General features: G+C 71.4%; 18 protein-coding genes. 9 read left to right on the forward strand and 9 right to left on the reverse strand.

Annotation, left to right across the window (positions count from 1 at the left end; all coding sequences use genetic code 11):
• Positions 1 to 35 precede the first annotated feature (35 nt).
• Positions 36 to 1,544 carry a M1 family metallopeptidase gene (locus NOO62_RS34405; protein ID WP_268774698.1) on the reverse strand — a complete coding sequence of 503 codons (1,509 nt, stop codon included), beginning with the start codon at positions 1,542 to 1,544 and terminating at the stop codon, positions 36 to 38.
• A gap of 202 nt (positions 1,545 to 1,746) precedes the next feature.
• Between NOO62_RS34405 and NOO62_RS34410 the strand changes: the two genes are divergently transcribed.
• The 5 genes from NOO62_RS34410 to NOO62_RS34430 all read left to right on the forward strand — a co-directional run bounded on the left by NOO62_RS34410 (position 1,747) and on the right by NOO62_RS34430 (position 9,894).
• On the forward strand, positions 1,747 to 3,717 hold the full coding sequence (locus NOO62_RS34410) for a Xaa-Pro dipeptidyl-peptidase (protein WP_268774699.1): 1,971 nt from the start codon (positions 1,747 to 1,749) through the stop codon (positions 3,715 to 3,717).
• Entirely contained in the window at positions 3,714 to 4,994 is a 1,281-nt protein-coding gene (locus NOO62_RS34415) for a M14 family metallocarboxypeptidase (RefSeq protein WP_268774700.1), read from the forward strand. Before NOO62_RS34410 ends, NOO62_RS34415 begins: the two co-directional genes overlap by 4 nt.
• A 136-nt stretch (positions 4,995 to 5,130) precedes the next feature.
• Positions 5,131 to 6,810: a BCCT family transporter gene (locus NOO62_RS34420; protein WP_268774701.1), complete on the forward strand. Its 1,680-nt coding sequence runs from the start codon at positions 5,131 to 5,133 to the stop codon at positions 6,808 to 6,810.
• Between the two features lie 241 nt (positions 6,811 to 7,051).
• On the forward strand, positions 7,052 to 8,092 hold the full coding sequence (locus NOO62_RS34425) for an oxidoreductase (RefSeq protein ID WP_268774702.1): 1,041 nt from the start codon (positions 7,052 to 7,054) through the stop codon (positions 8,090 to 8,092).
• Positions 8,093 to 8,238: 146 nt separating this feature from the next.
• A complete protein-coding gene (locus NOO62_RS34430) occupies positions 8,239 to 9,894 on the forward strand; it encodes an ABC-F family ATP-binding cassette domain-containing protein (protein WP_268774703.1) in 1,656 nt (551 codons plus the stop codon).
• 45 nt (positions 9,895 to 9,939) lie between these two features.
• On the opposite strand, the gene NOO62_RS34435 is transcribed toward NOO62_RS34430, so the two are convergent.
• The 3 genes from NOO62_RS34435 to NOO62_RS34445 form a co-directional block, all read right to left on the reverse strand.
• Positions 9,940 to 12,390, reverse strand: a complete 2,451-nt coding sequence (locus NOO62_RS34435) for a Tex family protein (protein WP_268774704.1) — start codon at positions 12,388 to 12,390, stop codon at positions 9,940 to 9,942.
• A gap of 66 nt (positions 12,391 to 12,456) precedes the next feature.
• Positions 12,457 to 12,621: an LPFR motif small protein gene (locus NOO62_RS34440; RefSeq protein ID WP_268774705.1), complete on the reverse strand. Its 165-nt coding sequence runs from the start codon at positions 12,619 to 12,621 to the stop codon at positions 12,457 to 12,459.
• Between the two features lie 115 nt (positions 12,622 to 12,736).
• The gene (locus NOO62_RS34445) at positions 12,737 to 13,630 is read right to left on the reverse strand and encodes an SCO6745 family protein (protein WP_268774706.1); all 894 of its coding nucleotides are present in this window, start codon (positions 13,628 to 13,630) and stop codon (positions 12,737 to 12,739) included.
• A gap of 150 nt (positions 13,631 to 13,780) precedes the next feature.
• Here NOO62_RS34445 and NOO62_RS34450 point away from each other — a divergent pair, with 150 nt between their 5' ends.
• Complete coding sequence (locus NOO62_RS34450) at positions 13,781 to 14,782, forward strand: GlxA family transcriptional regulator (protein WP_268774707.1); 1,002 nt, start codon at positions 13,781 to 13,783, stop codon at positions 14,780 to 14,782.
• 7 nt (positions 14,783 to 14,789) lie between these two features.
• Complete coding sequence (locus tag NOO62_RS34455; RefSeq protein WP_268774708.1) at positions 14,790 to 15,422, forward strand: DJ-1/PfpI family protein; 633 nt, start codon at positions 14,790 to 14,792, stop codon at positions 15,420 to 15,422.
• Between the two features lie 12 nt (positions 15,423 to 15,434).
• Here NOO62_RS34455 and NOO62_RS34460 read toward each other — a convergent pair whose 3' ends face one another.
• Positions 15,435 to 16,172, reverse strand: a complete 738-nt coding sequence (locus NOO62_RS34460; RefSeq protein WP_268774709.1) for an enoyl-CoA hydratase/isomerase family protein — start codon at positions 16,170 to 16,172, stop codon at positions 15,435 to 15,437.
• 68 nt (positions 16,173 to 16,240) lie between these two features.
• On the opposite strand from NOO62_RS34460, the gene NOO62_RS34465 reads away from it, so the two are divergent.
• Together NOO62_RS34465 and NOO62_RS34470 are read left to right on the forward strand one after the other, a co-directional pair.
• Positions 16,241 to 16,873, forward strand: a complete 633-nt coding sequence (locus tag NOO62_RS34465) for an HdeD family acid-resistance protein (RefSeq protein WP_268774710.1) — start codon at positions 16,241 to 16,243, stop codon at positions 16,871 to 16,873.
• 93 nt (positions 16,874 to 16,966) lie between these two features.
• A complete protein-coding gene (locus tag NOO62_RS34470; RefSeq protein WP_398971005.1) occupies positions 16,967 to 17,479 on the forward strand; it encodes an ATP-binding protein in 513 nt (170 codons plus the stop codon).
• 30 nt (positions 17,480 to 17,509) lie between these two features.
• Here the strand turns inward: NOO62_RS34470 and idi are convergent, their stop codons facing one another.
• From idi to galE, 4 genes are all read right to left on the reverse strand, one after another.
• Positions 17,510 to 18,103: an isopentenyl-diphosphate Delta-isomerase gene (gene idi / locus NOO62_RS34475; RefSeq protein WP_268774711.1), complete on the reverse strand. Its 594-nt coding sequence runs from the start codon at positions 18,101 to 18,103 to the stop codon at positions 17,510 to 17,512.
• A 119-nt stretch (positions 18,104 to 18,222) separates the two neighbouring features.
• Positions 18,223 to 19,479 carry a GNAT family N-acetyltransferase gene (locus NOO62_RS34480; RefSeq protein ID WP_268774712.1) on the reverse strand — a complete coding sequence of 419 codons (1,257 nt, stop codon included), beginning with the start codon at positions 19,477 to 19,479 and terminating at the stop codon, positions 18,223 to 18,225.
• Positions 19,480 to 19,698: 219 nt separating this feature from the next.
• Positions 19,699 to 20,637 carry a cation diffusion facilitator family transporter gene (locus NOO62_RS34485; protein ID WP_268774713.1) on the reverse strand — a complete coding sequence of 313 codons (939 nt, stop codon included), beginning with the start codon at positions 20,635 to 20,637 and terminating at the stop codon, positions 19,699 to 19,701.
• Positions 20,638 to 20,816: 179 nt separating this feature from the next.
• Entirely contained in the window at positions 20,817 to 21,800 is a 984-nt protein-coding gene (gene galE, locus NOO62_RS34490) for a UDP-glucose 4-epimerase GalE (RefSeq protein WP_268774714.1), read from the reverse strand.
• Positions 21,801 to 21,844 lie beyond the last annotated feature (44 nt).

The following is a 21,844-nucleotide window of genomic DNA, read 5'->3' on the forward strand; positions in this document are numbered from 1 at the left end:
GAGTCAGCCCCCCGACGGCGCGGCGCTGGGCATCGTCAGTGGTCGTGATCGTGTCCGTGGTCGTGCACGCCGTTCGTCGCCGCGATCTGCTTCCACGAGTTCGGCTTGGCCGGGGCGGCCCCCGAGCGGGCGATGCCGGCCTCGCGCACCGCGGGCGCCGCGGGCCGCGACGGCTGGTAGAGCCACGTGTCGAAGAGCTCCGCGAGCGGCTTGCCGGAGACCTTCTCCGCGTACTTCACGAAGTCGCTCACCTTGGCGTTGCCGTACGCGTGCTTCTGCGGCCAGCCCTTCAGGATCTCGAAGAACGTGTCGTCGCCGACCTCGTTGCGCAGGGCCTGGAGGGCGACCGCGCCCCGGTCGTACACCGCGCCGTGGAACTGGTTGTCCGGGCCCGGGTCGCCCGGCTTGACCTTCCAGAACGGGTCGTCGGCGGGGTGCTGGGCGTACACGTAGTCCGCGAGCTCCTGAGCCGTGCCCTCGCCCTCCTTCTCCGACCACAGCCACTGGCTGTAGCGGGCGAAGCCCTCGTTGACCCAGATGTCCTTCCAGCCGTCCACGGAGACGCTGTCGCCGTACCACTGATGGGCCAGCTCGTGGACGACGATGGAGGCGTTGGAGCCGTTGGCGAACGCGGCGGGGCTGTAGAAGGGCCGGGTCTGGGTCTCCAGGGCGTAGCTGCTCTTCACGTTCGGGACGTAGCCGCCGAGCGCGTTGAACGGGTACTTGCCGTAGAGCGTCTCCAGCCATTCGGCGACCTCGGTGGTCCGCTCGATGCTGGCCCGCGCCGCGCCCGCGTTGTCGCCCAGGTCCTTGCTGTACGCGTTGAGGACGGGAAGGCCGCCCTCCGTCTTGTCGGTCGTGATGTCGAACTTGCCGACCGCGAGCGTCGCGAGGTAGCTGGCCTGCGGCTTGTTCGACCGCCAGCTGTAGCGGGTCCAGCCGAGCTTGGAACTCTGCGACTGGAGCACGCCGTTGGAGATCGCCTGGGTGCCGTCGGGCACCGAGACGGACACGTCGTACGTCGCCTTGTCGAGCGGGTGGTCGTTGGACGGGAACCACCACACGGCGGCCTCCGGCTCCTGCGCCGCGACACCGCCGTCCGGCGTCCGGTGCCACGCCGTGTAACCGTTGATCTTCAGCTCGGACGGCTTGCCCGCGTACCGCACGACGACCGTGACCGGCGTGCCCTTGGGCAGCCCGGCCGACGGCGTGATCTCCAGCTCCTGGTCGCCGGTCTTCTTGAACTTCGCCTTCTTGCCGTTGACCCGCACCTCGGAGACCTTCAGGCCGAAGTCGAGGTTGAAGCGCGAGAGGTCCTGCGTGGTGCGGGCGTTGAGCGTCGCCGTGCCTTCGAGCAGGTCGGTCTTGGGCTGGTACTTCAGCCGCAGGTCGTAGTGGGAGACGTCGTATCCGCCGTTGCCGCTCGCCGGGTAATAGGGGTCGCCGATGCCCGGGGCCCCGGGGGAGAAATCGGCCGCCGATGCCGGGATCGCCAGCAGGAGAGAGGCCGCCAGAGCGCCCGGGGCGATGAGTCTGCGGTGCACAAGAGCTCCAAGTCGTAGGGGCACAACATGTGTTCGTCTTGGTCGACGAGCCTATTCAGCCCCTTCCGCATACGTCATGTCCATGGCCCCTCCCGTCACACGATTGCCATTCGGCCGACATGTGCCTCAATGTCCCATGCACCTGTCGTCGCTGCGTGCGGCCCTCTGTCGCACGCGAGTTCACCGGTGTACCTTCCGCGCCATGCCGATACGTGCGCGACGCACCCGCGTCCTGTGGAGAACGCTCCTGACGGCGGCCCTTGCCGCCCTGATCGCCGGCCTCATGTCCCCGGGCGCGGCGCAGGGCGCCGCCGAAGCCTCGCGCACACCGCGCGAGAGCAGACCCGTGTACTCGTACGAGGACGCGATCCGCGAATCCGTATGGGTCGACACCAGGATCGACGGCGACGCGGACGGGAAGACCGACCGCGTCGCCGTCGACATCGTCCGACCCCGTGAACTCGACCGCCAGGGCCGCCGCATACCCGTGATCATGGACGCGAGCCCTTACTACTCGTGCTGCGGCCGCGGCAACGAGAGCCAGAAGAAGACGTACGACGCGGACGGCAACCCCGTCCAGCTCCCGCTGTACTACGACAACTACTTCGTGCCCCGCGGCTACGGCTACGTCGCCGTGGACCTCGCGGGCACCAACCGCTCCGACGGCTGCGTCGACGTCGGCGGCCGCTCCGACGTCCAGTCCGCGAAAGCCGTCGTCGACTGGCTGAACGGCCGCGCCCGCGGCTACACCAGCCGCACCGGGACCGAGCGGACGAAGGCCGCCTGGACCAACGGCGCCACCGGAATGATCGGCAAGAGCTACGACGGGACCGTGGCGCAGGGCGTCGCCGCCACCGGAGTCCCGGGTCTCAAGACGATCGTGCCGATCGGCGCGATCTCCTCCTGGTACGACTACTACTTCGCCAAGGGCGCCCCGCTGTACGGCAGCGGCCCCGACCGCCTCGCGAGCGGCATCGAGAGCCCCGAGGCCCGCGCACGCTGCGGCGCCGTGAAGCAGCGCCTCATCGAAGGGGCGCCCCGCACGGGCGACTGGACTCCCTTGTGGAGCGAGCGCGACCACGTCCCGGACGCCGACCGGGTGCGCGCCAGCGTCTTCGTCGTCCACGGCATGCAGGACCTCAACGTCCGCACCAAGCACTTCGGCCAGTGGTGGGACGCGCTCGCCGCGAACGGCGTGGACCGCAAGATCTGGCTCAGCCAGGCAGGACACGTCGACCCGTTCGACTTCCGCCGCGCCGACTGGGTCCGCACCCTGCACCGCTGGTTCGACCACGAACTCCTCGGCTACGACAACGGAGTCGACCGCGAGCCGATGGCCGACATCGAGCGCGCCCCGGACCGCTGGAGCACCGACCGCGTCTGGCCGCCGCGCGGCACCCGCGCCGTCGAACTCCGCCCCGCCAAGGGCACGGAGCCCGGCGTCGGCACCCTCGGCACCCGGCGCGGCAAGGGCACCGAGACGTTCACCGACGACCCGCGCCTGAGCGAGACCGCATGGGCCGAGAACATCGACATGTCGACACCGTCCAAGGCGGGCTTCACCAGTCGGCCGCTCGCCCGTGACCTGCGACTCTCCGGCTCCTCCCGGGTCACCGTCACCGCGACCCCGACGACCCGCACCGCGCACCTCTCCGCGGTCCTCGTCGACCTCGGCCCCGACACCATCCGCGACTACGCCGCCGCCGGCGAGGGCATCACCACCCTTCCCGAACGCACGTGCTGGGGAGCGAGCACCACGGGTGACAGCTCCTGCTTCAAGGAGACGCGCGCCAAGACCGCCGACGTCGACTACACGATCTTCAGCCGGGGCTGGGCCGACCTCGGCAACTGGGCCGACGCCCGCCACGGCCGCCCCCTCACCCCGGGCAAGCCGCACACCATCACCCTCGACCTCGCCGCCACCGACCACATCGTGCCCAAGGGTCACCGACTCGCCCTGATCGTGGCGGGCACCGACCGCAATCTGATCGAACCCCCCGCCGACACCCCGACGCTCGCCCTCGACCTGGCCCGCACCTCGGCGAAACTGCCCCTGGTGGGCGGCGCCGGAGCGTTCACCACCTCCGCATCCGTCACTCCCCGAGAAGCCCGACTCGACGGCGTGGCCCCGCCGCGCCGCATCAACCCCGTCCCGGGAGGCAGCACTTCATGACACCGCGCATCCGCTCCCTCGCGCTCGTCTGCGCCACCGCCGCGCTCGCCGCGCCGCTCCTGACGGCGCCCGCGCAGGCGACACCGACCCCGCCCCGTACCGGATTCGAGGAGACGAACGGAGCGCGCTGGACCACGCAGCCCGAGGAACAGGACCTGCTCGCCACCGTGGACCGCGCCACCGAGCGGGTCTCCGTCGACCGCATCGGCACCACCAAGAAGGACCGCCCCGTCCAACTGGTCCGCATCGGCGAACGCCCGACGAGGAACACCGTGCTGCTGATCTGCAGCCAGCACGGCGACGAACCCTCGGGCCGCGAGGCCTGTCTGTCCACGATCCGTGACCTGGCGTACGCGAAGGACAAGAAGACGAAACGCTTCCTCAGCCGCACCACGCTCCTCGTCGTGCCGACCGCCAACCCCGACGGGCGCGCCGCCGACACCCGCGGCAACTCCGACGGCGTCGACATCAACCGCGACCACCTCGCCCTCAAGACCGCCGAGGCGCGCGCCATGGCCGCGGTGATCCGGGACCGCGACCCCGACGTCATCTACGACCTGCACGAGTACGGCGCCACACCCAAGTACTACGACAAGGACCTGTTCGACCTCTGGCCGCGCAACCTCAACACCGACGAGGCCGTGCACGGGGAGGCGCAGACGCTGTCCAAGGCGTACGTGCGGCCGGCCGCCGAGCACGACGGGTACACCACGGGCACGTACGGCATCTGGACCGACCCCGTCACCGGCGACCCCGTCAAGCAGACCGCGGGCGACGGACAGGAGCGCATCCTGCGCAACATGTCCGGCATCAAGCACGCCGCCGGGCTGCTGATCGAGAGCCGCGTCGACCCCCTCACGGACGCCGAGAAGAAGGACGAGGCGCTCAACAACCGGCGCCGCGTCAGCTCCCAACGCTCCGCGCTCGGCGGCCTGCTCGACTTCACGGCCGAACGCCGCGGAAGGCTGGAGGCGGCCACCGGCGCGGCCCGCGCGGAGGGTTTCCTCGACCGCGGTCCGGTCTACATCGGCGGCGCGGACAACGACCCGGCCGAGCCCGCCGAGATCATCCAGGACCCGCCCTGCGGATACCGCCTGGACACCGCGCAGTACCGCGACATCAAGGACGAACTGGCCCTGCACGGCGTCACCGTGAAGCGCACGAAAGCTGGCGCATATGTTCCCCTGCGGCAGTCCGCGCGGGCCCTCGTGCCGCTGCTGCTCGACGAGCGTGCGCCGTATCACATGGTCACAGCTCGGCCCGACATGGCCTGTTGAGAAGGTGAGAGGTACGTCACATGTGGTAGGGGGTAACGGAGAACAAACTCTCGACTCAATACCGACCCCCTGAAAGGTGTCACTTGTGACGCAGGATCAGCATAAAGCGGACGACGGGGGAGGGGCGTCGGAGATCATGGCGCCCGCCCACGGCGGCCGATCCCCGCAGACGGACCGGGTGGTGTTCGGCGTCACCGCCGTGCTCACCCTCGCGTTCGTGGTCTGGGGCGCGGTGTCGACGGACTCGCTCGAGAATGTCTCCACGGACATGCTCAACGGTCTGATGCACAACGGCGGTTGGTTCTTCATGCTGACCGCCACGGGGTTCGTCGTCTTCGCGCTCTGGCTGGCCGTCAGCCGGTACGGAAAGATCACCCTCGGAAAGGAGGGCGAGGACCCGGAGTTCCGTACCGTCTCCTGGGTCGCCATGATGTTCAGCGCCGGTATGGGCATCGGCCTGATGTTCTACGGCGTGAGCGAGCCCTTGGCCCACTTCAAGGACCATCCGCCGGGCACCGACCCGTCGGACGCGCCCGCGGCCATGGAGACCGCGATGGCCACCACCCTCTTCCACTGGACGCTCCACCCGTGGGCGATCTACGCGGTCGTGGGCCTCGCCATCGCGTACAGCACCTTCCGCCGCAACCGGCGCCAGACCATCAGCGCCGTCTTCGAGCCGCTCATCGGCAAGAAGCACGCACGCGGCGCGTGGGGCCGGGTCATCGACATCCTGGCCATCTTCGCCACGCTCTTCGGCTCGGCCGCCTCGCTGGGCCTCGGCGCCCTGCAGATCGGCAGCGGCATGGAAGAGGTCGACTGGATGGACAAGGCGGGCACCGGCCTGCTCGTCACGATCATCGCCGTACTGACCCTGGCCTTCGTGGCGTCCGCCATCTCCGGTGTGGAGAAGGGCGTGCAGTGGCTCTCCAACATCAACATGGTGCTCGCGGGGCTGCTGGTCCTCTTCGTCTTCATCGCGGGCCCCACCGTCATCATCCTCGACATGGTGCCCACCTCCATCGGCGCCTACCTCAACGACCTGCCGCAGCTCATCGGCCGCACCGAGGCGTCCAGTGGTGAGGGCGTCGCGGACTGGCTGAGCAGCTGGACGGTCTTCTACTGGGCCTGGTGGATCTCCTGGACGCCCTTCGTCGGCATGTTCATCGCGCGCATCAGCCGCGGCCGCACGATCCGTCAGTTCGTCGGCGGCGTCATCCTGGTGCCCAGCACCGTCAGCCTCATCTGGTTCGCGGTCTTCGGCGGCAGCGCCATGACGGTCGCCGACCGCGGCGGGCTCAAGGGCGACACGACCCAGGAGGCCCAGCTCTTCGGCCTCCTGAACGAGTACCCGATCGCCACCGTGACCAGCCTGCTGGTGATGATCCTCGTAGGCATCTTCTTCGTCTCAGGAGCCGACGCCGCGTCCATCGTCATGGGCACGCTCTCCCAGAAGGGCGCTCTGGAACCGGGCCGGTTCGTCGTGATCTTCTGGGGCATCGTGACCGGCGCCGTCGGCGCGGTCATGCTGCTCATCGGCGACGGCAACGACGACGCGCTCACCGGCCTGCGCAACCTCACGATCCTGGTCGCCGCGCCCTTCACCATCGTGATGATCGGCATGTGCGTGGCCCTCATGCGGGATCTGCGCCACGACCCGCTGATCGTGCGCGGCGAGCACGGCACGGAGGTCCTGGAGAAGGCCGTCATCGCCGGCCACGAGCACCACGACGGTGACTTCGAGCTCCAGATCGGCCCCGCCAGCGACGACAACGGCGACGGCCCCGAGAAGGACAACGACCCGGTCGCTCCCCGCTGACCGGCGGCCCCAGGAGGCGGCGCCCATCGGGCGGCGCCTCCTCCTGGGCCACACCGCGCGACGACGCCGTCCAGACCGGTCTCGGCAGGTACGCCCTCGACCATGCGTACGCCGACGAGCACGCTCCGCGCCGCAAGACCCCCGTACACGGCGGTGCTGCGCCCGACGACCCCACGGGCACCCGGTATCGGAATGTGCGATGCCGTGCTCACATCAGCCGTCAGGTGGGGATACTCACAGCATGTCTGCCGAGTACGCGACCTTCGGTCTGGCACCGGCCATCCGCGCCGGTGGGGTTCTCGCCAACGGTGACTACCAAGTGCACCGCGATTTCGTCGACTTCATCGTCAACGGCCGCCCCCTCCTCTTCCAGCTCTCCGACCTCGACGCGGTGTCGCCGCTGGCCTCCGACATTCCGCCGGCCATCTTCACCACGCACGTACGGAGGCTGCTCCTGGAGGCGCAGGCGCCGCTGGAGGAGGGGCGCTACGTCATATACGGCTGCCCCGAGTGCGAGGGCCTGGATTGCGGCGCGGTCACCGCGGTGATCGAGAAGTGCGCCGACGGCAGCGACGACTTCGTCTGGCGCGACTTCGCCTGGCAGACGTCGGAACGGGCCGACCTGGAGCTCAACGGCTACCACGGCATAGGGCCCTTCCGCTTCCGCGGCGACGAGTACCGGGCGGCACTCGGGCAGTTGCTCGCCGAGGGCGACGCGCAGAACCGGCGCAGGGTCCTCCTGATCGGCGCCCGCGTGTCGACCCTCGCGAAGCTGGCCGCCGCGCTGCGGACGATCGGTGTCGGCGCGGAGATCGCGGCGGACGCGACGGGGGTGCCGGCCGACGAGCTCCGCACGTACGGGGCGGTGGCCTTCGGTCCCACGGTGCCCGAGGCGACCCGGCGCTCCGTCCGGTCCGCCTTCGACACCGCGGACGTTCCCGTCGCCTACGTGGACGGCCTCGCCCCGATCATCCCGCTCCTGGTCGCCCAGATCGAGGACGCGCTGGACCGCAGCCCCCAGGAACAGCGCCGCCTCACCCGCCTCGCCGCCGGGCCCCGCTCGGCGGAGCTCGAAGTCACCTCGACGTGCCGGGTCCAACTCACGGCGTACCGGATGGACCGCCTGTCCCGCACCCACATCCACGAAGTCTTCGACGAGGTCCTCGAGCCGGGCCACCACCAGGTCCCCCTGGCCCCCAGAACCACAAAGGGCACGTCGTACGTGGTGGCCCGAACCTCAACGCATGTCCTGGTCACCCCTACGTCGGCCCTGCCGGGGTAACAAGTACCCAAGCCGCCGCTCCGCGGCGGAGCCTTCCCACACACCCACCCGTTCGCACGCGCGACGCCCCGCAACGGCCGAAGCCACCGGCACCGACCACGACCACGGCGACCCGCCTGATCCCGCCGACCTACAATTGCCCCCTGATGACCGCAACCCTCGTCGCCAAAGATCTCGCCGCCGGCCACGGCGACCGCACGCTGTTCGCCGGGCTCGACCTCGTCGTCGCCCCCGGGGACGTCATCGGTCTCGTCGGTGCCAACGGAGCGGGCAAGTCCACCCTGCTGAGGCTGCTCGCCGGTCTTGACGCCCCCGAAGGGGGTGAGCTGAGGCTGTCACCCGCCGCCGCCTCCGTGGGGCACCTTCCACAGGAGCCGGACCGCCGCCCCGGTGAGACCATCCGCGCGTTCCTGGCCCGCCGCACCGGCGTCGCCGAGGCGCAGCGCGTCATGGAGCGGGACACCCAGGCCCTGGTCGACGGGGCCCCCGGCGCGGACGACGCGTACGCGGGCAGCCTGGAGCGCTGGCTCGCGCTCGGCGGCGCGGACCTCGACGAGCGCGCCGAGGAGACCGCCGACTCGCTCGGGCTCGCCGTGAGCCTGGACCAGCCGATGACCTCGCTCTCGGGAGGCCAGGCCGCCCGCGCCGGACTCGCCTCCCTGCTCCTCTCCCGCTACGACGTGTTCCTCCTGGACGAGCCGACCAACGACCTCGACCTCGCGGGCCTGGAACGCCTGGAGAGCTTCGTGCGGGGCCTGCGCGCCGGCACGGTCGTCGTCAGTCACGACCGCGAGTTCCTGACCCGCACCGTCACCAAGGTCCTCGAACTCGACCTGGCCCAGCAGCAGATCAACCTCTACGGCGGCGGCTACGACGCATACCTGGAGGAGCGCGACACCTCCCGGCGGCACGCCCGCGAGGAGTACGAGGAGTTCGCCGACAAGAAGGCCGCACTCCAGGGCCGCGCCCAGATGCAGCGCTCCTGGGCCGACAAGGGCGTCAAGAACGCCCGCCGCAAGGCCAAATCGGGCGGCGGCGACAACGACAAGATCGGCCGGAACTTCCGCAGCGACGCCAGCGAGAAGCAGGCGGCGAAGGCCCGCCAGACGCAGCGCATGATCGAGCGCCTGGACGTCGTCGAGGAGCCCCGCAAGGAGTGGGAGCTGCGGATGGAGATCGCCGCCGCACCCCGCTCCGGCGCGGTCGTCGCGAGCCTGCGCGACGCGGAGGTCCAGCGGGGCGCGTTCACGCTCGGCCCGGTCACCCTGCAGATCGACTGGGCGGACCGCGTGGCGATCACCGGCGCCAACGGCTCGGGCAAGTCGACGCTGCTCGCCGCGCTCCTGGGCCGCGTCCCGCTGACCGAGGGCCACGCCGCGCTCGGCTCGGGGGTCCTGGTCGGCGAGGTCGACCAGGCACGCGCCCTCTTCCACGGCGAGGAGTCCCTGCTGGACGCGTTCTGCGCGGCCGTCCCGGACACCGAACCCGCCGAAGTCCGCACGCTGCTCGCCAAGTTCGGCCTGAAGGCGGAACACGTGCTGCGCTCGGCGGTGACGCTGTCACCCGGCGAGCGGACCCGCGCGGGCCTCGCGCTGCTCCAGGGCCGGGGCGTCAACCTGCTCGTCCTCGACGAGCCGACGAACCACCTGGACCTGCCCGCGATCGAGCAGCTGGAGACGGCCCTGGACGCCTACGAGGGCACCCTGCTCCTGGTCACGCACGACCGCAGGATGCTGGACGCGGTCCGCGTGACCCGCCGCCTGGAGGTGGCGGAGGGCAAAGTGACGGAACTGCCACTCTGACCTCCACCCCCTGTCGTGCCCACGACTCGTCAGCGCCGCTTCGGGTCAGCGCCGCTTCGGGTCGACGAGACCGGCCCGCCGCAGCGCCTCGGCCATCGCGTCGTTGGCGGGCGGCGGGCCCTGCCGCTGCGGCTTCTGCCCGCGACCGCCACCGCGCTGGCCCTGGCCCTGAGCCTGGCCCTGCTGGCGTCGGCCCTGACCGCCGCCCTGGCCGCCGCCGCCCTGACCGCGCTGCCGCTGCTGAGGCGGTCGACCGCCGCCCCGCCTCGGCTGCTCCCCGTCCTCGCCGGAGGCGTTCGCCTCGTCGTCGAGACGCAGCGTCAGCGAGATCCGCTTGCGCGGGATGTCGACGTCCATGACCTTCACCTTGACGATGTCGCCGGGCTTCACGACATCGCGCGGGTCCTTGACGAAGGTCTTGGACATGGCGGACACGTGCACCAGACCGTCCTGGTGGACGCCCACGTCGACGAACGCGCCGAACGCGGCCACGTTCGTCACGACCCCTTCGAGGACCATCCCCGCGGCGAGGTCGGAGATCTTCTCGACGCCGTCCTTGAAGGTCGCCGTCTTGAAGGCGGGCCGCGGGTCGCGCCCGGGCTTCTCCAGCTCCTTCAGGATGTCCGTGACCGTGGGCAGGCCGAAGACCTCGTCCACGAACGCGTCCGGCTTCAGCGAGCGCAGCGCCGCCGTGTCGCCGATCAGCGAACCGACCTCCCCGCCCGTCGACTTCACCATCCTGCGCACCACGGGGTACGCCTCCGGGTGCACGCTTGAGGCGTCCAGCGGGTCGTCGCCGCCGCGGATGCGGAGGAAGCCCGCGCACTGCTCGTACGCCTTCGGGCCGAGTCTGGCGACGTCCTTGAGGCCCTTGCGGCTCTTGAACGGGCCGTTCGCGTCGCGGTGCGACACGATGTTCTCCGCGAGGCCCGCGCCGATGCCGGAGACCCGGGCGAGGAGCGGCGCGGAGGCGGTGTTGACGTCCACCCCGACGCCGTTCACACAGTCCTCGACGACCGCGTCGAGGGAGCGCGACAGCTTCATCTCGGACAGGTCGTGCTGGTACTGGCCGACACCGATCGACTTGGGGTCGATCTTCACGAGCTCGGCCAGCGGGTCCTGGAGGCGGCGGGCGATGGACACCGCGCCGCGGATCGAGACGTCCAGGTCGGGCAGCTCCTGCGAGGCGAACGCCGACGCCGAGTACACCGAGGCGCCCGCCTCGGAGACCATCACCTTCGTCAGGTTCAACTCGGGGTGCTTGGTGATGAGTTCACCGGCGAGCTTGTCGGTCTCGCGCGACGCCGTGCCGTTGCCGATGGCGACGAGGTCGACGTCGTGGTCCTTGGCGAGCCGGGCGAGCGTCGCCAGGGACTGGTCCCACTTGTTGGCCGGGACGTGCGGGTGGATCGTGTCGGTCGCGACGACCTTGCCGGTCGCGTCGACGACGGCGACCTTCACGCCCGTACGGAACCCGGGGTCCAGGCCGAGCGTCGCGCGCGTGCCCGCGGGCGCAGCGAGCAGCAGGTCGCGCAGGTTCGACGCGAAGACCCGCACCGCCTCGTCCTCGGCGGCGGTCCGCAGCCGCAGCCGCAGGTCGATGCCGAGGTGCACGAGGATCCGCGTCCGCCAGGACCAGCGGACCGTGTCCTGCAGCCATTTGTCGCCGGGCCTGCCGCGGTCGGCGACGCCGAACCGCTGGGCGACGATGCCTTCGTACGAGGACGGGGTCCCCGGCGTCTCGGCGGGCTCCTCGGGCTCCAGGACGAGGTCGAGGACCTCTTCCTTCTCGCCGCGCAGCATGGCCAGGATGCGGTGCGAGGGCAGGTCGGTGAACGGCTCGGCGAAGTCGAAGTAGTCGGCGAACTTGGCGCCCGCCTCCTCCTTGCCGTCCCGGACCTTCGCGGCGAGCCTGCCGCGCACCCACATGCGCTCGCGCAGCTCACCGATCAGGTCGGCGTCCTCGGAGAACCGCTCGGCGAGGATCGCCCGCGCGCCGTCCAGGGCGGCCTGCGGGTCCGCGACGCCCTTGTCGGCGTCCACGAACGCGGCGGCCGCGGCCCGCGGTTCGACACTCGGGTCGGCGAGCAGCCCGTCCGCGAGGGGTTCGAGACCGGCCTCGCGGGCGATCTGCGCCTTGGTGCGCCGCTTCGGTTTGAAGGGCAGGTAGATGTCCTCGAGCCGGGCCTTGGTGTCCGCCTCGCGGATCCGCGCTTCGAGCTCGTCGGTGAGCTTGCCCTGTTCGCGGACCGAGTCGAGGATCGCGGCCCGCCGGTCCTCCAGCTCGCGCAGGTAGCGCAGGCGCTCTTCGAGCGTGCGCAGTTGCGCGTCGTCGAGCATCTCGGTCGCTTCCTTGCGGTAGCGCGCGATGAAGGGCACCGTGGAGCCGCCGTCGAGCAGGTCGACGGCGGCCTTCACCTGCCGCTCCCGTACGCCGAGCTCCTCGGCGATCCTGCCTTCGATGGATGCTGGGGTGGACGTCTTCAAAGCTGCCACGTTCCGGTACCGCCTTCTCGCTGAGGTTGCCGGGCAATTGTGGCAGGTGGCGCCGACAGGGGGTGATCAGACCCGGCCGGCCCGGCCCGTGTGTCCCGACCGTCGCCCGCCCCGACCCGCGGAACGGGACGCTCCGCCGAACAGCCGGGCCACTGCCCGGAACGGCAGCGTGACGACCGTGGCGAGTGCGGCGCCGATCTGGCGCAGAACGTCCGCTATGGCACGGAACATGAGAGCTCCCCTTTCGTCCCCGGTCCGCCGGAGGTCGGCGGAGCCGGTGGACGAACGGGTACCTCGGACGCGCGAAGCCATGCGCGCCGGGAGGCGATGCCGGGCGCGCGTCCGCTCAGCGCTTGCCGAGCAGATCCGCGGGGAACGCCCCGGCCTGCAGTGCCGTCCCTGTGATGAGCGTGCCGAGTTCGGTGAGCCGTTCGACGCCCGCCGCGCCCAGGTGTTCGTACGGAGCCCGGTCCAGGCGGTCCGTCTCCGCCTCGACGTCCCGGCGCAGCGCCACACCGGCGTCCGTCAACTCGCCCTCGCCGTCGAGCACTCCGCGGCCCCGGAGCCGGTCCACGGCCGCGTCCCACTCCTCCTGGTTCCAGCCGCGGGTGGAGAAGACCCACTTCGGCCGGGTGCCCTTGCCGGTCGCGGTGTGGCTCACCAGCGCTTCGAGGCCGTCGAGTCCGGCGCCGACCAGCGCGGTCAGGTGGCCGTCGCCGCGGTGCTCGCGCAGCAGCGTCGCGGCGTGCCAGTAGGCGAGGTGGGGCTGCTCGGGGACGGGCAGGTCGGCGTGGGCGGCGTACAGCGGGCGGGCGCCGCGCGTGCAGGCCTCGGTGGCGCGCAGGGCGAGGTCCGCCGCCTCGGCCATCTCCGGCGAGGCGACGAGCTCCTCGCCGAGCAGCCGCCGCAGCGTCGTGTCGACGCCCCGCAGACGCGCCGCGAGGACGTCCTCCGGAGAGGCGGTCCGCCATACCTGGGGGACGTGGGCGGCCACCAGGTCGTACTTGTAGTTGTAGAAGGTGGCCGCCACGGTCCCCGGCCCGACGGCGCCCAGCGCCGCCGCGCGCACGGCGAAGTTCACGGCGGTGGGGTGGGTGATGCCGAGGCCGCTCAGCTCCCGGTTCACGTCCGGCGAGAAGTAGTGCGTCGAGTGCAGGGCGTTCAGGACGGAGTGGCAGCGGCGCCCGGCCCGCGACTCCAGCGCCGCGGACGAGGAGGACGAGGTCGTCGAAGAGGTCATGGGTGCACGTTACCTACTGGTCGGTATGTAGTACGTGGGGTGGTCACCCTTCAATGACACCCATCAATGACCCGTCCGTCGCTCACGATGGCAGGAAAGGTGGGCTCCTCGTCATTGCGGACATCGCGGGCCGGGCGAAGAATCGACGGCATGACGCAGCGAACCGTCCTGGTCGTCCTCTTCGACGGCGTCCAGAGCCTTGATGTCACGGGACCCGTGGAGGTCTTCACGGGCGCCGGGCTCTGCACGGCCGACTCCCAGGACGGCTACCTCGTCCGCACCGCCTCCCTGGACGGCAAACCCGTGCGCACCTCCAGCGGCCTCACGCTCGTCCCGGACACCGCGCTCGCCGACGCCCCCGCCCCGCACACGCTGCTGATCCCGGGCGGCCAGGGCACGCGCGGGCAGGACCCGGAGCTGACCGCCTGGCTGCGCGAGAACGGCCCGCGCGCGGAGCGCCTCGTCTCGGTCTGCACCGGCGCGATCCGCCTCGCCGAGGCCGGCCTCCTGGAGGGGCGCAGGGCGACGACGCACTGGGCGTACTGCGAGAAGCTCGCCAGGGACCACCCGGGCATCGACGTCGACCCCGACCCCATCTACGTACGGGACGGGCACGTCGCCACGTCCGCCGGGGTCACCGCGGGCATCGACCTCGCCCTGGCACTCGTGGAGGACGACCTGGGCCGCGAGGTGGCGCTCACGGTCGCCCGCCACCTGGTGGTGTTCCTGCGGCGCCCGGGGAACCAGGCGCAGTTCAGCGTCCAGCTCGCCGCGCAGACCGCGCGGCGCGAGCCGCTGCGCGAGGTCCAGCAGTGGATCACCGAGCACCCGGCCGACGACCTGTCGGTCGAGGCGCTCGCCGCGCGCGCCCGCCTCTCGCCACGGCACTTCGCCCGCGCCTTCCAGGCGGACACCGGCCTGACGCCGGGCAAGTACGTCGAGCGCGTCCGCATCGAGCACGCCCGACGCCTCCTGGAGGACACCTCCGACGGCGTCGAGGAAATCTCACGCGCCTGCGGCTACGGCACCCCGGAAGCCATGCGCCGCGCCTTCGTGAAGGTGCTCGGCGCGGCCCCGGCCGAGTACCGCCGCCGCTTCCACCCCGTACCGGCCGCCGGAGCCACCCGTCACACCGACCACCCACACCGATAGGGACACCATGCAGATCGCCATCGCCCTGTACGAACGCTTCACCGTCCTCGACGCCATCGGCCCCTACCAGACACTGGTCAACCTCCCGGGCGCCGAGACCGTCCTCGTGGCCGAGCAGGCGGGCCCGGTGCGCGACGACAACGGCTCCCTCGCCCTCATCGCCGACAAGTCCTTCGCGGAGGTCCAGCGGCCCGACATCGTGGTCGTGCCCGGCGGTCCCGGCCAGAGCGACCAGATGGAGAACGAGGCGCTCCTCGGCTGGCTCCGCACGGTCGACGCCACGACCACCTGGACGACGTCCGTGTGCACGGGCTCGCTCGCGCTGGCCGCCGCGGGCCTCCTCAAGGGCCGCCGCGCCACCTCGCACTGGCTCGCGCTGGCCGAGCTGGAGCGGCTCGGCGTCGAGTCGACGGGGGAGCGGGTCGTCTTCGACGGCAAGTACGTCACGGCGGCCGGTGTCTCCGCGGGCATCGACATGGGCCTCACCCTGGCCGGCCGGATCGCGGGCGACGAGCACGCGCAGACCGTGCAGCTGCTGGCCGAGTACGACCCGCAGCCGCCCTACGACGCCGGGTCCCCGGAGAAGGCACCCGCACATCTCGTCGCGAAGTTCCGTGCCGGGAGCCGCTTCGGTCAGTAGGAGCCGCTTCGGTCAGTAGGTGAAGCGGGGCTGCCTGCGCTCCAGGAAGGCGGCGACACCCTCCGCGGTGTCGCCGCTGCCGCGCGCCTGCTCCGTCCAGTACGCGTCCCGGTCCGTGCGGCCCGTGGCGAACTCCTTGGCGGCCGCCTGCGTCAACAGGGAGCGCGACGTGAGGACCCGGGTGAACCCGTCGACCCGCTTGTCCAGCCCGCCCGACGGCAGCACCTCGTCCACCAGACCGGTCCGCAGCGCCCGCTCGGCGCCGATCAACTCCCCGGAGAACAGCAGGTACTTGGCGGTGGCGGGCCCCACCAGCGACACGAGTCGACGCGTGGACGACGCCGGGTAGACGATGCCGAGCTTGGCCGGCGTCACCCCGAACGAGGCGCCCTCGTCCGCGAACCGCAGGTCGCACGCGCCCGCCAGCTGTGCGCCGCCGCCCACGCAGTAGCCCCGCACCGCGGCGAGCGTCGGCTTCGGGAAGGCCGCCAGGGCCTCCTCGGCCCGCACCGCGAGGTCCTGCGCGGTGCCGGGCGACTCCCGCAGCGTGGAGATGTCGGCCCCCGCGCAGAACGTGTCGCCCGCGCCGGTGAGGACCACGGCGCGCACGGCCGGGTCCGCGCCGAGGGCAGCGAGGAGTGGCGGCACCTGACGCCACATGTCGGCGGTCATGGCGTTGCGCTTGGCCGGATGGTCGATGAGGACGGTGGCGACGCCGTCCGTGACGGTGTGGCTCAGCTGCGGCTCCATGCGCCGGATGCTATCCGCACCCCTCGAACGTACGATCAAGAAGGGGGCCGAGCGAGAGGGAGACGCTGATGGCCGGACCCAGGGACGACACAGCCACCTCGGAGGCCAGGACGGTCAGCCGCAGCTTCGGCTGGCTCGCCCTGCTGGGCGTGATCCTCGCCGTGGCCGGGCTCGTCGGCCTCGTCTACGCCGGTGTGGCCACGCTGACCTCGATGCTCCTGTTCGGCTGGCTCCTGCTCATCGGCGGCGTCGTCGGCCTGCTGCACGCCGTCCAGTCGCGGGGCACCAGCTTCTTCTGGCTGGGCGTCGTGGTCGCCGCGCTGAACCTCGCGGCCGGTGTCGTCGTCATCCGCAGGCCCGATGTTGCGGCGGAGGCGCTGACCATGTTCGCGGCGCTGCTCTTCCTGACCGGCGGAGTCTTCCGGCTGGTCGGCAGCCTGGTGGTACGGGGCCCGCAGTTCGCCCTGACGCTCCTGCAAGGCGCCTTCGGCCTGCTGATCGGCATCCTGGTCCTCGCGGGCTGGCCCAGCAGCAGCCAGTACGTGATCGGCTGCTTCTTCTCCCTGGCGCTGCTCTTCGACGGCCTGGGCCTGATCGCCACCGGTATCGGCGGGCGCCGCATCGTCAGTCTCGTACAACCTGAAGAACATTTGAAGGCGAAGCGTTCAAGGCGGGGCGAGCAGGACCGGTCGGACAACTGACGGCGTCCGACCGGGGCGGTCAAATCGCGTCGATAGTCGCTGACTTCTGGTCAGTGGAGCGGCCGGGACCAGAGCGTTCCCAACACTCGTGGTGTGGCGACAATCGAGCGCGAGGGCGGCGACCGGACGATGGGGAACGACGGGAGAGGGCCGTGCCCACTCCCACGCAGCGGCGGATCGGTGCCGTACGAGGGGGTGTGGCGCTTCACCGCCCCTGCCGTCGACGCCTCCGTGCCCCAGGCCCGGCACGCGGTGCGCGACCTGCTGGCCCGGCAGGGCGTACCGGCACCGGACGACCTCGTCCAGGGGCTGCTGCTCATCGTCTCCGAGCTGGTGACCAACGCGGTGCGCCATGCGGCCCTGCTGTCGCCGATGCTCGCGGTGGAGGTCGCGGTCGGCGCCGAGTGGGTACGGGTCTCCGTGGAGGACAACCACCCCTACCGCCCGACCGCCTTGGTGGCGGACCACGCACAGACGGGCGGGCGTGGACTCCTCCTCGTACGCGAGATCACCGCGGAGGCGGGCGGTGCCTGCGACGTCGAGCACACCGCGAGCGGGGGCAAGGTCATCTGGGCGGCCCTGCCCCTGAAGCCCAACGGCGCCTGACCACCCGACGGGTGGCCGGTACCCAGCCGCCTACCAGCCCGCGGAGGGGCCCGTCAGCTCCCTGACCGCGGGCCGCGCCGCGTCGAGCACGGTCATGAACCAGGCGGAGAACGGGTCCCGTTCGTGCCGCTCGGCCAGCTCCGCCGCCGTCACGAAGGCGGTACCGCCGATCTCGGCCGGGTCGGGGCGCAGCGGGGACTGCACCATGCCCACGAACAAGTGGTTGAACTCCTGCTCCACGAGCCCCGACTCCGGGTCCGGGTGGTTGTAGCGCACCGTGCCCGCCTCGGCGAGCAGCGACGGCGAGACCCCGAGCTCCTCGTACGTGCGCCGGGCCGCCGCCGCGAACGGGGCCTCGCCCGGGTAGGGGTGCCCGCAGCAGGTGTTCGACCAGACCCCGGGGGAGTGGTACTTGCCGAGGGCGCGCTGCTGGAGCAGCAGGCGGCCCTGCTCGTCGAAGAGGAAGACGGAGAACGCCCGGTGCAGCTGCCCGGGCGCCTGGTGCGCGGCGAGTTTCTCCGCTGTGCCGATCGTCCTGCCCTCTTCGTCGACGAGTTCGAGCAAGATCGCTTCTCCGGTGCCGTTCGACGGGCTGTTCGCCGCGGTGGCAGGTGTGGTCGGCATACGCATCCTTCTCTTCGGTCTTCGAACCCCAAGTCTGCCGTACGTTCCGGACACCTCGGGCACTTCGAGGACCCGCATGTCCCGCCGCGCCGGGGCGCGGCGGGACACGCGGAAGGGGGTCAGACCCCGAAGGCGCCCGGATAGGTGATCGTGCCCCGCGGCAGTTGTGCGGAATCGTCGGATCCGCACAGGGCCAGAGCCATCATCGCCTCGTCCGGAACCTCGAAGTCCGGCCGGATTCCGTACCCGGAAGCGGGCTTGAATCCGAACCTCGGGTAGTACGAGGGATGCCCCAGGACGAGGACGATCCGCTCCCCGCGCGCGCGTGCCGCGTCGAGCACGGCGCGCACGGCCGCCGAACCGGCACCCGTCCCCTGGTGCTCGGGCCGGGTGGCGACGGGTGCGAGGGCCAGCGCGGGCGCCCCGTCCACCCGGCAGCGGGTGAGCAGAGCGTGCGCGGCCACCGAACCGTCGGGCGCCTCGGCGACGTACGACAGGCCGGGAAGCCACGCCTCCGGGTCCGTGCGCAGCGCGTCGACCAGGTCGGCCTCGGCCTCCGTCTCGAAGGCGGCGGCGTGCACGGCGTGCACGGCGGCGACGTCGGCCGCCGTCTCCGGGCGGGTGGGCCAGGAGTTCACGGGCCGCAGCACGTAGCCGGTGTAGCCGTACTCGGCGCCGTGCTCGCGCCGCGTCGCGAGCTCCTCGCGGGTGGCGGCGAGCGCCTCCGTCATGCCGGGCGCACCCGGGTCCGCCGCGTCCGCGCGGGCGGCCAGCGGGCCGTAGTACTCGTCCCAGTCGGACTCGGGCTGCGGGTGCACGCCGAGCACGGAGTACCCGGCGCCGGTCGCCGCCCGCAGGTTCTCCTCGCCGGTGCGCAGCGCGTAGTGCCGCTCCCAGAAGGCGCGGGCGGTGGCGGACGGCTCGTCGGTCGTCCACTCGCACTCGGTGAGGACGAGCGCCCCGCTCGGGGCGAGCAGGCGCCGCCAGGAGCGCAGCGCGGTGTCGAAACCGATGCTGTAGGCCGAGCTCTCCGCCCAGACGACGTCGAAGGAACCGTCCGGATAGGGGAGTTCGCCCATGTCGGCGTTGACGGCGGTGATCGACCCGGCGAGGCCGCGGCCCCCGGCCGCGGCCCGGAGCTCGTCGAGGAACGGCTCGTGGAGGTCGACGGCGGTCACCTCGGCGCCGGCCTCGGCGGCGAGCAGCAGCGCGGACCGGCCGGGGCCGCAGCCCAGGTCGAGCACGCGCGGCCGCTCGGGCAGCGCACCCGCGTAGGAGAGCAGCTGCCTGGTGGTGGCGTCGGAGCCGGGACCCTGCCTCGGAAGCCCGTGGTGCAGGGCGAAGAAGGCGCGGGAAATGGAAGCGTTGTCAGTCAACGTGGAAATCCTTGGGTAAGGACCCGCGGACCGCGTGTACGGGAGACGTACCAGGAGTACGAGTGCCGTACGAGAGGTCAGACGCGCGCCCGGAGAGTGGGGATGCACGTGTCGCCGCGCAGAGCAGCGCGCATCACGACAGTCATCAACCCACCTCCTAGGACTCAAGAACTCTGGCCAGAATAGCACCCGGCGTGACGGGTCACGGGGCCTGATGCGTCAGTGGCAGAGCTTCGCCTCGTGCTCCGCGTGGCCGCTCGGCTCCAGCTGGAACGTGCAGTGCTCGACGTCGAAGTGGTCGCCCAGGCAGCCCTGGAGCTCGTGCAGCATCTTCTCGTGGCCGGTCGCGTCGAGGGCCCAGGAGCTCACCACGACGTGCGCGGAGAGGACCGGCAGGCCCGATGTGATCGTCCAGGCGTGCAGGTCGTGGACCTCCTCGACGCCCGGCAGCTCGAGTATGTGCGCGCGCACCTCCGCCATGTCGACACCCTTGGGCGCCGACTCCAGGAGCACGTTCAGGGTCTCCTTGAGGAGCTTGACCGTACGCGGGACGATCATGACGCCGATGACGAGCGAGGCGATCGGGTCGGCGGCCTGCCAGCCGGTGAGCATGATCAGGACCGAGGCGATGATGACCGTGAGCGAGCCGAGGGTGTCGGCGACGACCTCCAGGAAGGCGCCGCGGACGTTGAGGCTCTCCTTCTGGCCGCGCATGAGCAGCGAGAGCGAGATCATGTTCGCGACGAGCCCGAAGATGCCGAAGTAGAGGGCGAGGCCCCCCTCGGTCTCCGCGGGGGTGACGAACCGCTGCACCGCCTCGTACAGGACGTACCCGCCGACGCCGAGCAGCAGCAGACAGTTGGCGAGCGCCGCGAGTATCTCGGCGCGGGCGTAGCCGAAGGTGCGGTTCTCGGTCGGCGGCCTGTTCGCGAAGTGGATCGCGAGCAGGGCCATGCCGAGGCCCAGCGAATCCGTCGCCATGTGCGTCGCGTCCGCGATGAGCGCGAGCGAGTCCGCCATGAGCCCGCCCACGATCTGGGCCAGCATGACCGTGATCGTGATGATGAGAGCAATGCGCAGCCGCCCCTTGTGGGCGTTGGCCGCGGTCCCCGTCGTCGGGGCCCCGTGCAGGTGTCCGTGATCGTGCCCAGCCCCCATGAAACCGCCCTCCCGTATCCGTCGTAGGTGTGCTGCCCGCTGGTGGCGCGACCACAGTGAACTACGGGTGGGGGGTATCTGGCAACGCGGTACTGAACACCGTTATCACTGCGCTGACCTGCGAAAATGGCAACGGTTCCCGACTGGGGGAGTGGGTGCAGGTCAGCGCGTCGGAACGATCATCCGCGGTGCGCGTCCGGGTGGTGCAGACACCATCCCGCCCACGCCGACTCGACCATCTCGCGCACCCCGCGCCGGGCCGTCCAGCCGAGCTCCGCCGCCGCGAGACGGGCGTCGGCGACCGCTCGCGGCGAGTCGCCCGCACGGGCCGGCTCGACGAGCACGGGACGGGCGTCCCCGCTCACCTCACCGATGACGGTGATCAGTTCGCGAACGGAAACACCCTGCCCCCGGCCGATGTTCACCGTCAGATCGCCCTCGACGCCCTCCGCGAGCCTGCGGGCCGCCGCCAGGTGGGCCTCGGCGAGGTCGGAGACGTGGACGTAGTCACGGACGCAGGTGCCGTCGGGCGTCGGGTGCGTGTCGCCGAAGATCCGCGGCGACTCGCCGCGCCGCAGCCGGTCGAAGACCATCGGGATCACGTTGTAGACCCCGGTGTCCGCGAGCTCCGGCGTCGCGGCGCCCGCCACGTTGAAGTAGCGCAGGCACACCGTCCCGATGCCGTGCGCCCGCCCCGCCGCCCGCACCAGCCACTCACCGGCGAGCTTCGTCTCGCCGTAGGGGCTGACCGGCACGCACGGTGTGTCCTCGCCCACCAGCTCCGCGTCCGGCGGATTGCCGTACACCGCGGCCGACGAGGAGAACACGAACCGCTTGATGCCGGCCTCGGCGACCGCTTCGAGGAGCGTCGTGAGGCCGCCCACGTTCTCCCGGTAGTAGCGCAGCGGCTGCTCCACCGACTCCCCGACCTGCTTGCGGGCCGCGAGATGCACCACACCGGTGACGCCGTACTCGGCGAAGACCCGGCGCAGCAGCTCCCCGTCCAGCGAGGAACCCCTCACGAGGGGCATGTCCGCGGGCAGCCGTGCCGGGACCCCCGACGAGACGTCGTCCAGGACGACGACGTCCTCCCCGGCACCGGCCATGACCCGCGCCACATGTGCCCCGATGTAACCCGCTCCGCCTGTGATCAGCCATGTCATGGGCGCCCACCCTAAGCGAACGCACCCCGGCCGCCCGGCAGGGG

The sequence above is a fragment of the Streptomyces sp. Je 1-369 genome, assembly GCF_026810505.1.
In the GTDB taxonomy this organism is placed as follows: Bacteria; Actinomycetota; Actinomycetes; order Streptomycetales; family Streptomycetaceae; genus Streptomyces.

Excerpts from the sequence above, each read along its gene's own strand:
- NOO62_RS34410 (WP_268774699.1), top strand. The coding sequence starts at position 1,747 with ATGCCGATACGTGCGCGACGCACCCGCGTCCTGTGGAGAACGCTCCTG.
- NOO62_RS34415 (WP_268774700.1), top strand. The coding sequence starts at position 3,714 with ATGACACCGCGCATCCGCTCCCTCGCGCTCGTCTGCGCCACCGCCGCG.
- NOO62_RS34420 (WP_268774701.1), top strand. The coding sequence starts at position 5,131 with ATGGCGCCCGCCCACGGCGGCCGATCCCCGCAGACGGACCGGGTGGTG.
- NOO62_RS34425 (WP_268774702.1), top strand. The coding sequence starts at position 7,052 with ATGTCTGCCGAGTACGCGACCTTCGGTCTGGCACCGGCCATCCGCGCC.
- NOO62_RS34430 (WP_268774703.1), top strand. The coding sequence starts at position 8,239 with ATGACCGCAACCCTCGTCGCCAAAGATCTCGCCGCCGGCCACGGCGAC.
- NOO62_RS34440 (WP_268774705.1), bottom strand. The coding sequence starts at position 12,621 with ATGTTCCGTGCCATAGCGGACGTTCTGCGCCAGATCGGCGCCGCACTC.
- NOO62_RS34445 (WP_268774706.1), bottom strand. The coding sequence starts at position 13,630 with ATGACCTCTTCGACGACCTCGTCCTCCTCGTCCGCGGCGCTGGAGTCG.
- NOO62_RS34450 (WP_268774707.1), top strand. The coding sequence starts at position 13,781 with ATGACGCAGCGAACCGTCCTGGTCGTCCTCTTCGACGGCGTCCAGAGC.
- NOO62_RS34455 (WP_268774708.1), top strand. The coding sequence starts at position 14,790 with ATGCAGATCGCCATCGCCCTGTACGAACGCTTCACCGTCCTCGACGCC.
- NOO62_RS34460 (WP_268774709.1), bottom strand. The coding sequence starts at position 16,172 with ATGGAGCCGCAGCTGAGCCACACCGTCACGGACGGCGTCGCCACCGTC.
- NOO62_RS34465 (WP_268774710.1), top strand. The coding sequence starts at position 16,241 with ATGGCCGGACCCAGGGACGACACAGCCACCTCGGAGGCCAGGACGGTC.
- idi (WP_268774711.1), bottom strand. The coding sequence starts at position 18,103 with ATGCCGACCACACCTGCCACCGCGGCGAACAGCCCGTCGAACGGCACC.
- NOO62_RS34485 (WP_268774713.1), bottom strand. The coding sequence starts at position 20,637 with ATGGGGGCTGGGCACGATCACGGACACCTGCACGGGGCCCCGACGACG.
- galE (WP_268774714.1), bottom strand. The coding sequence starts at position 21,800 with ATGACATGGCTGATCACAGGCGGAGCGGGTTACATCGGGGCACATGTG.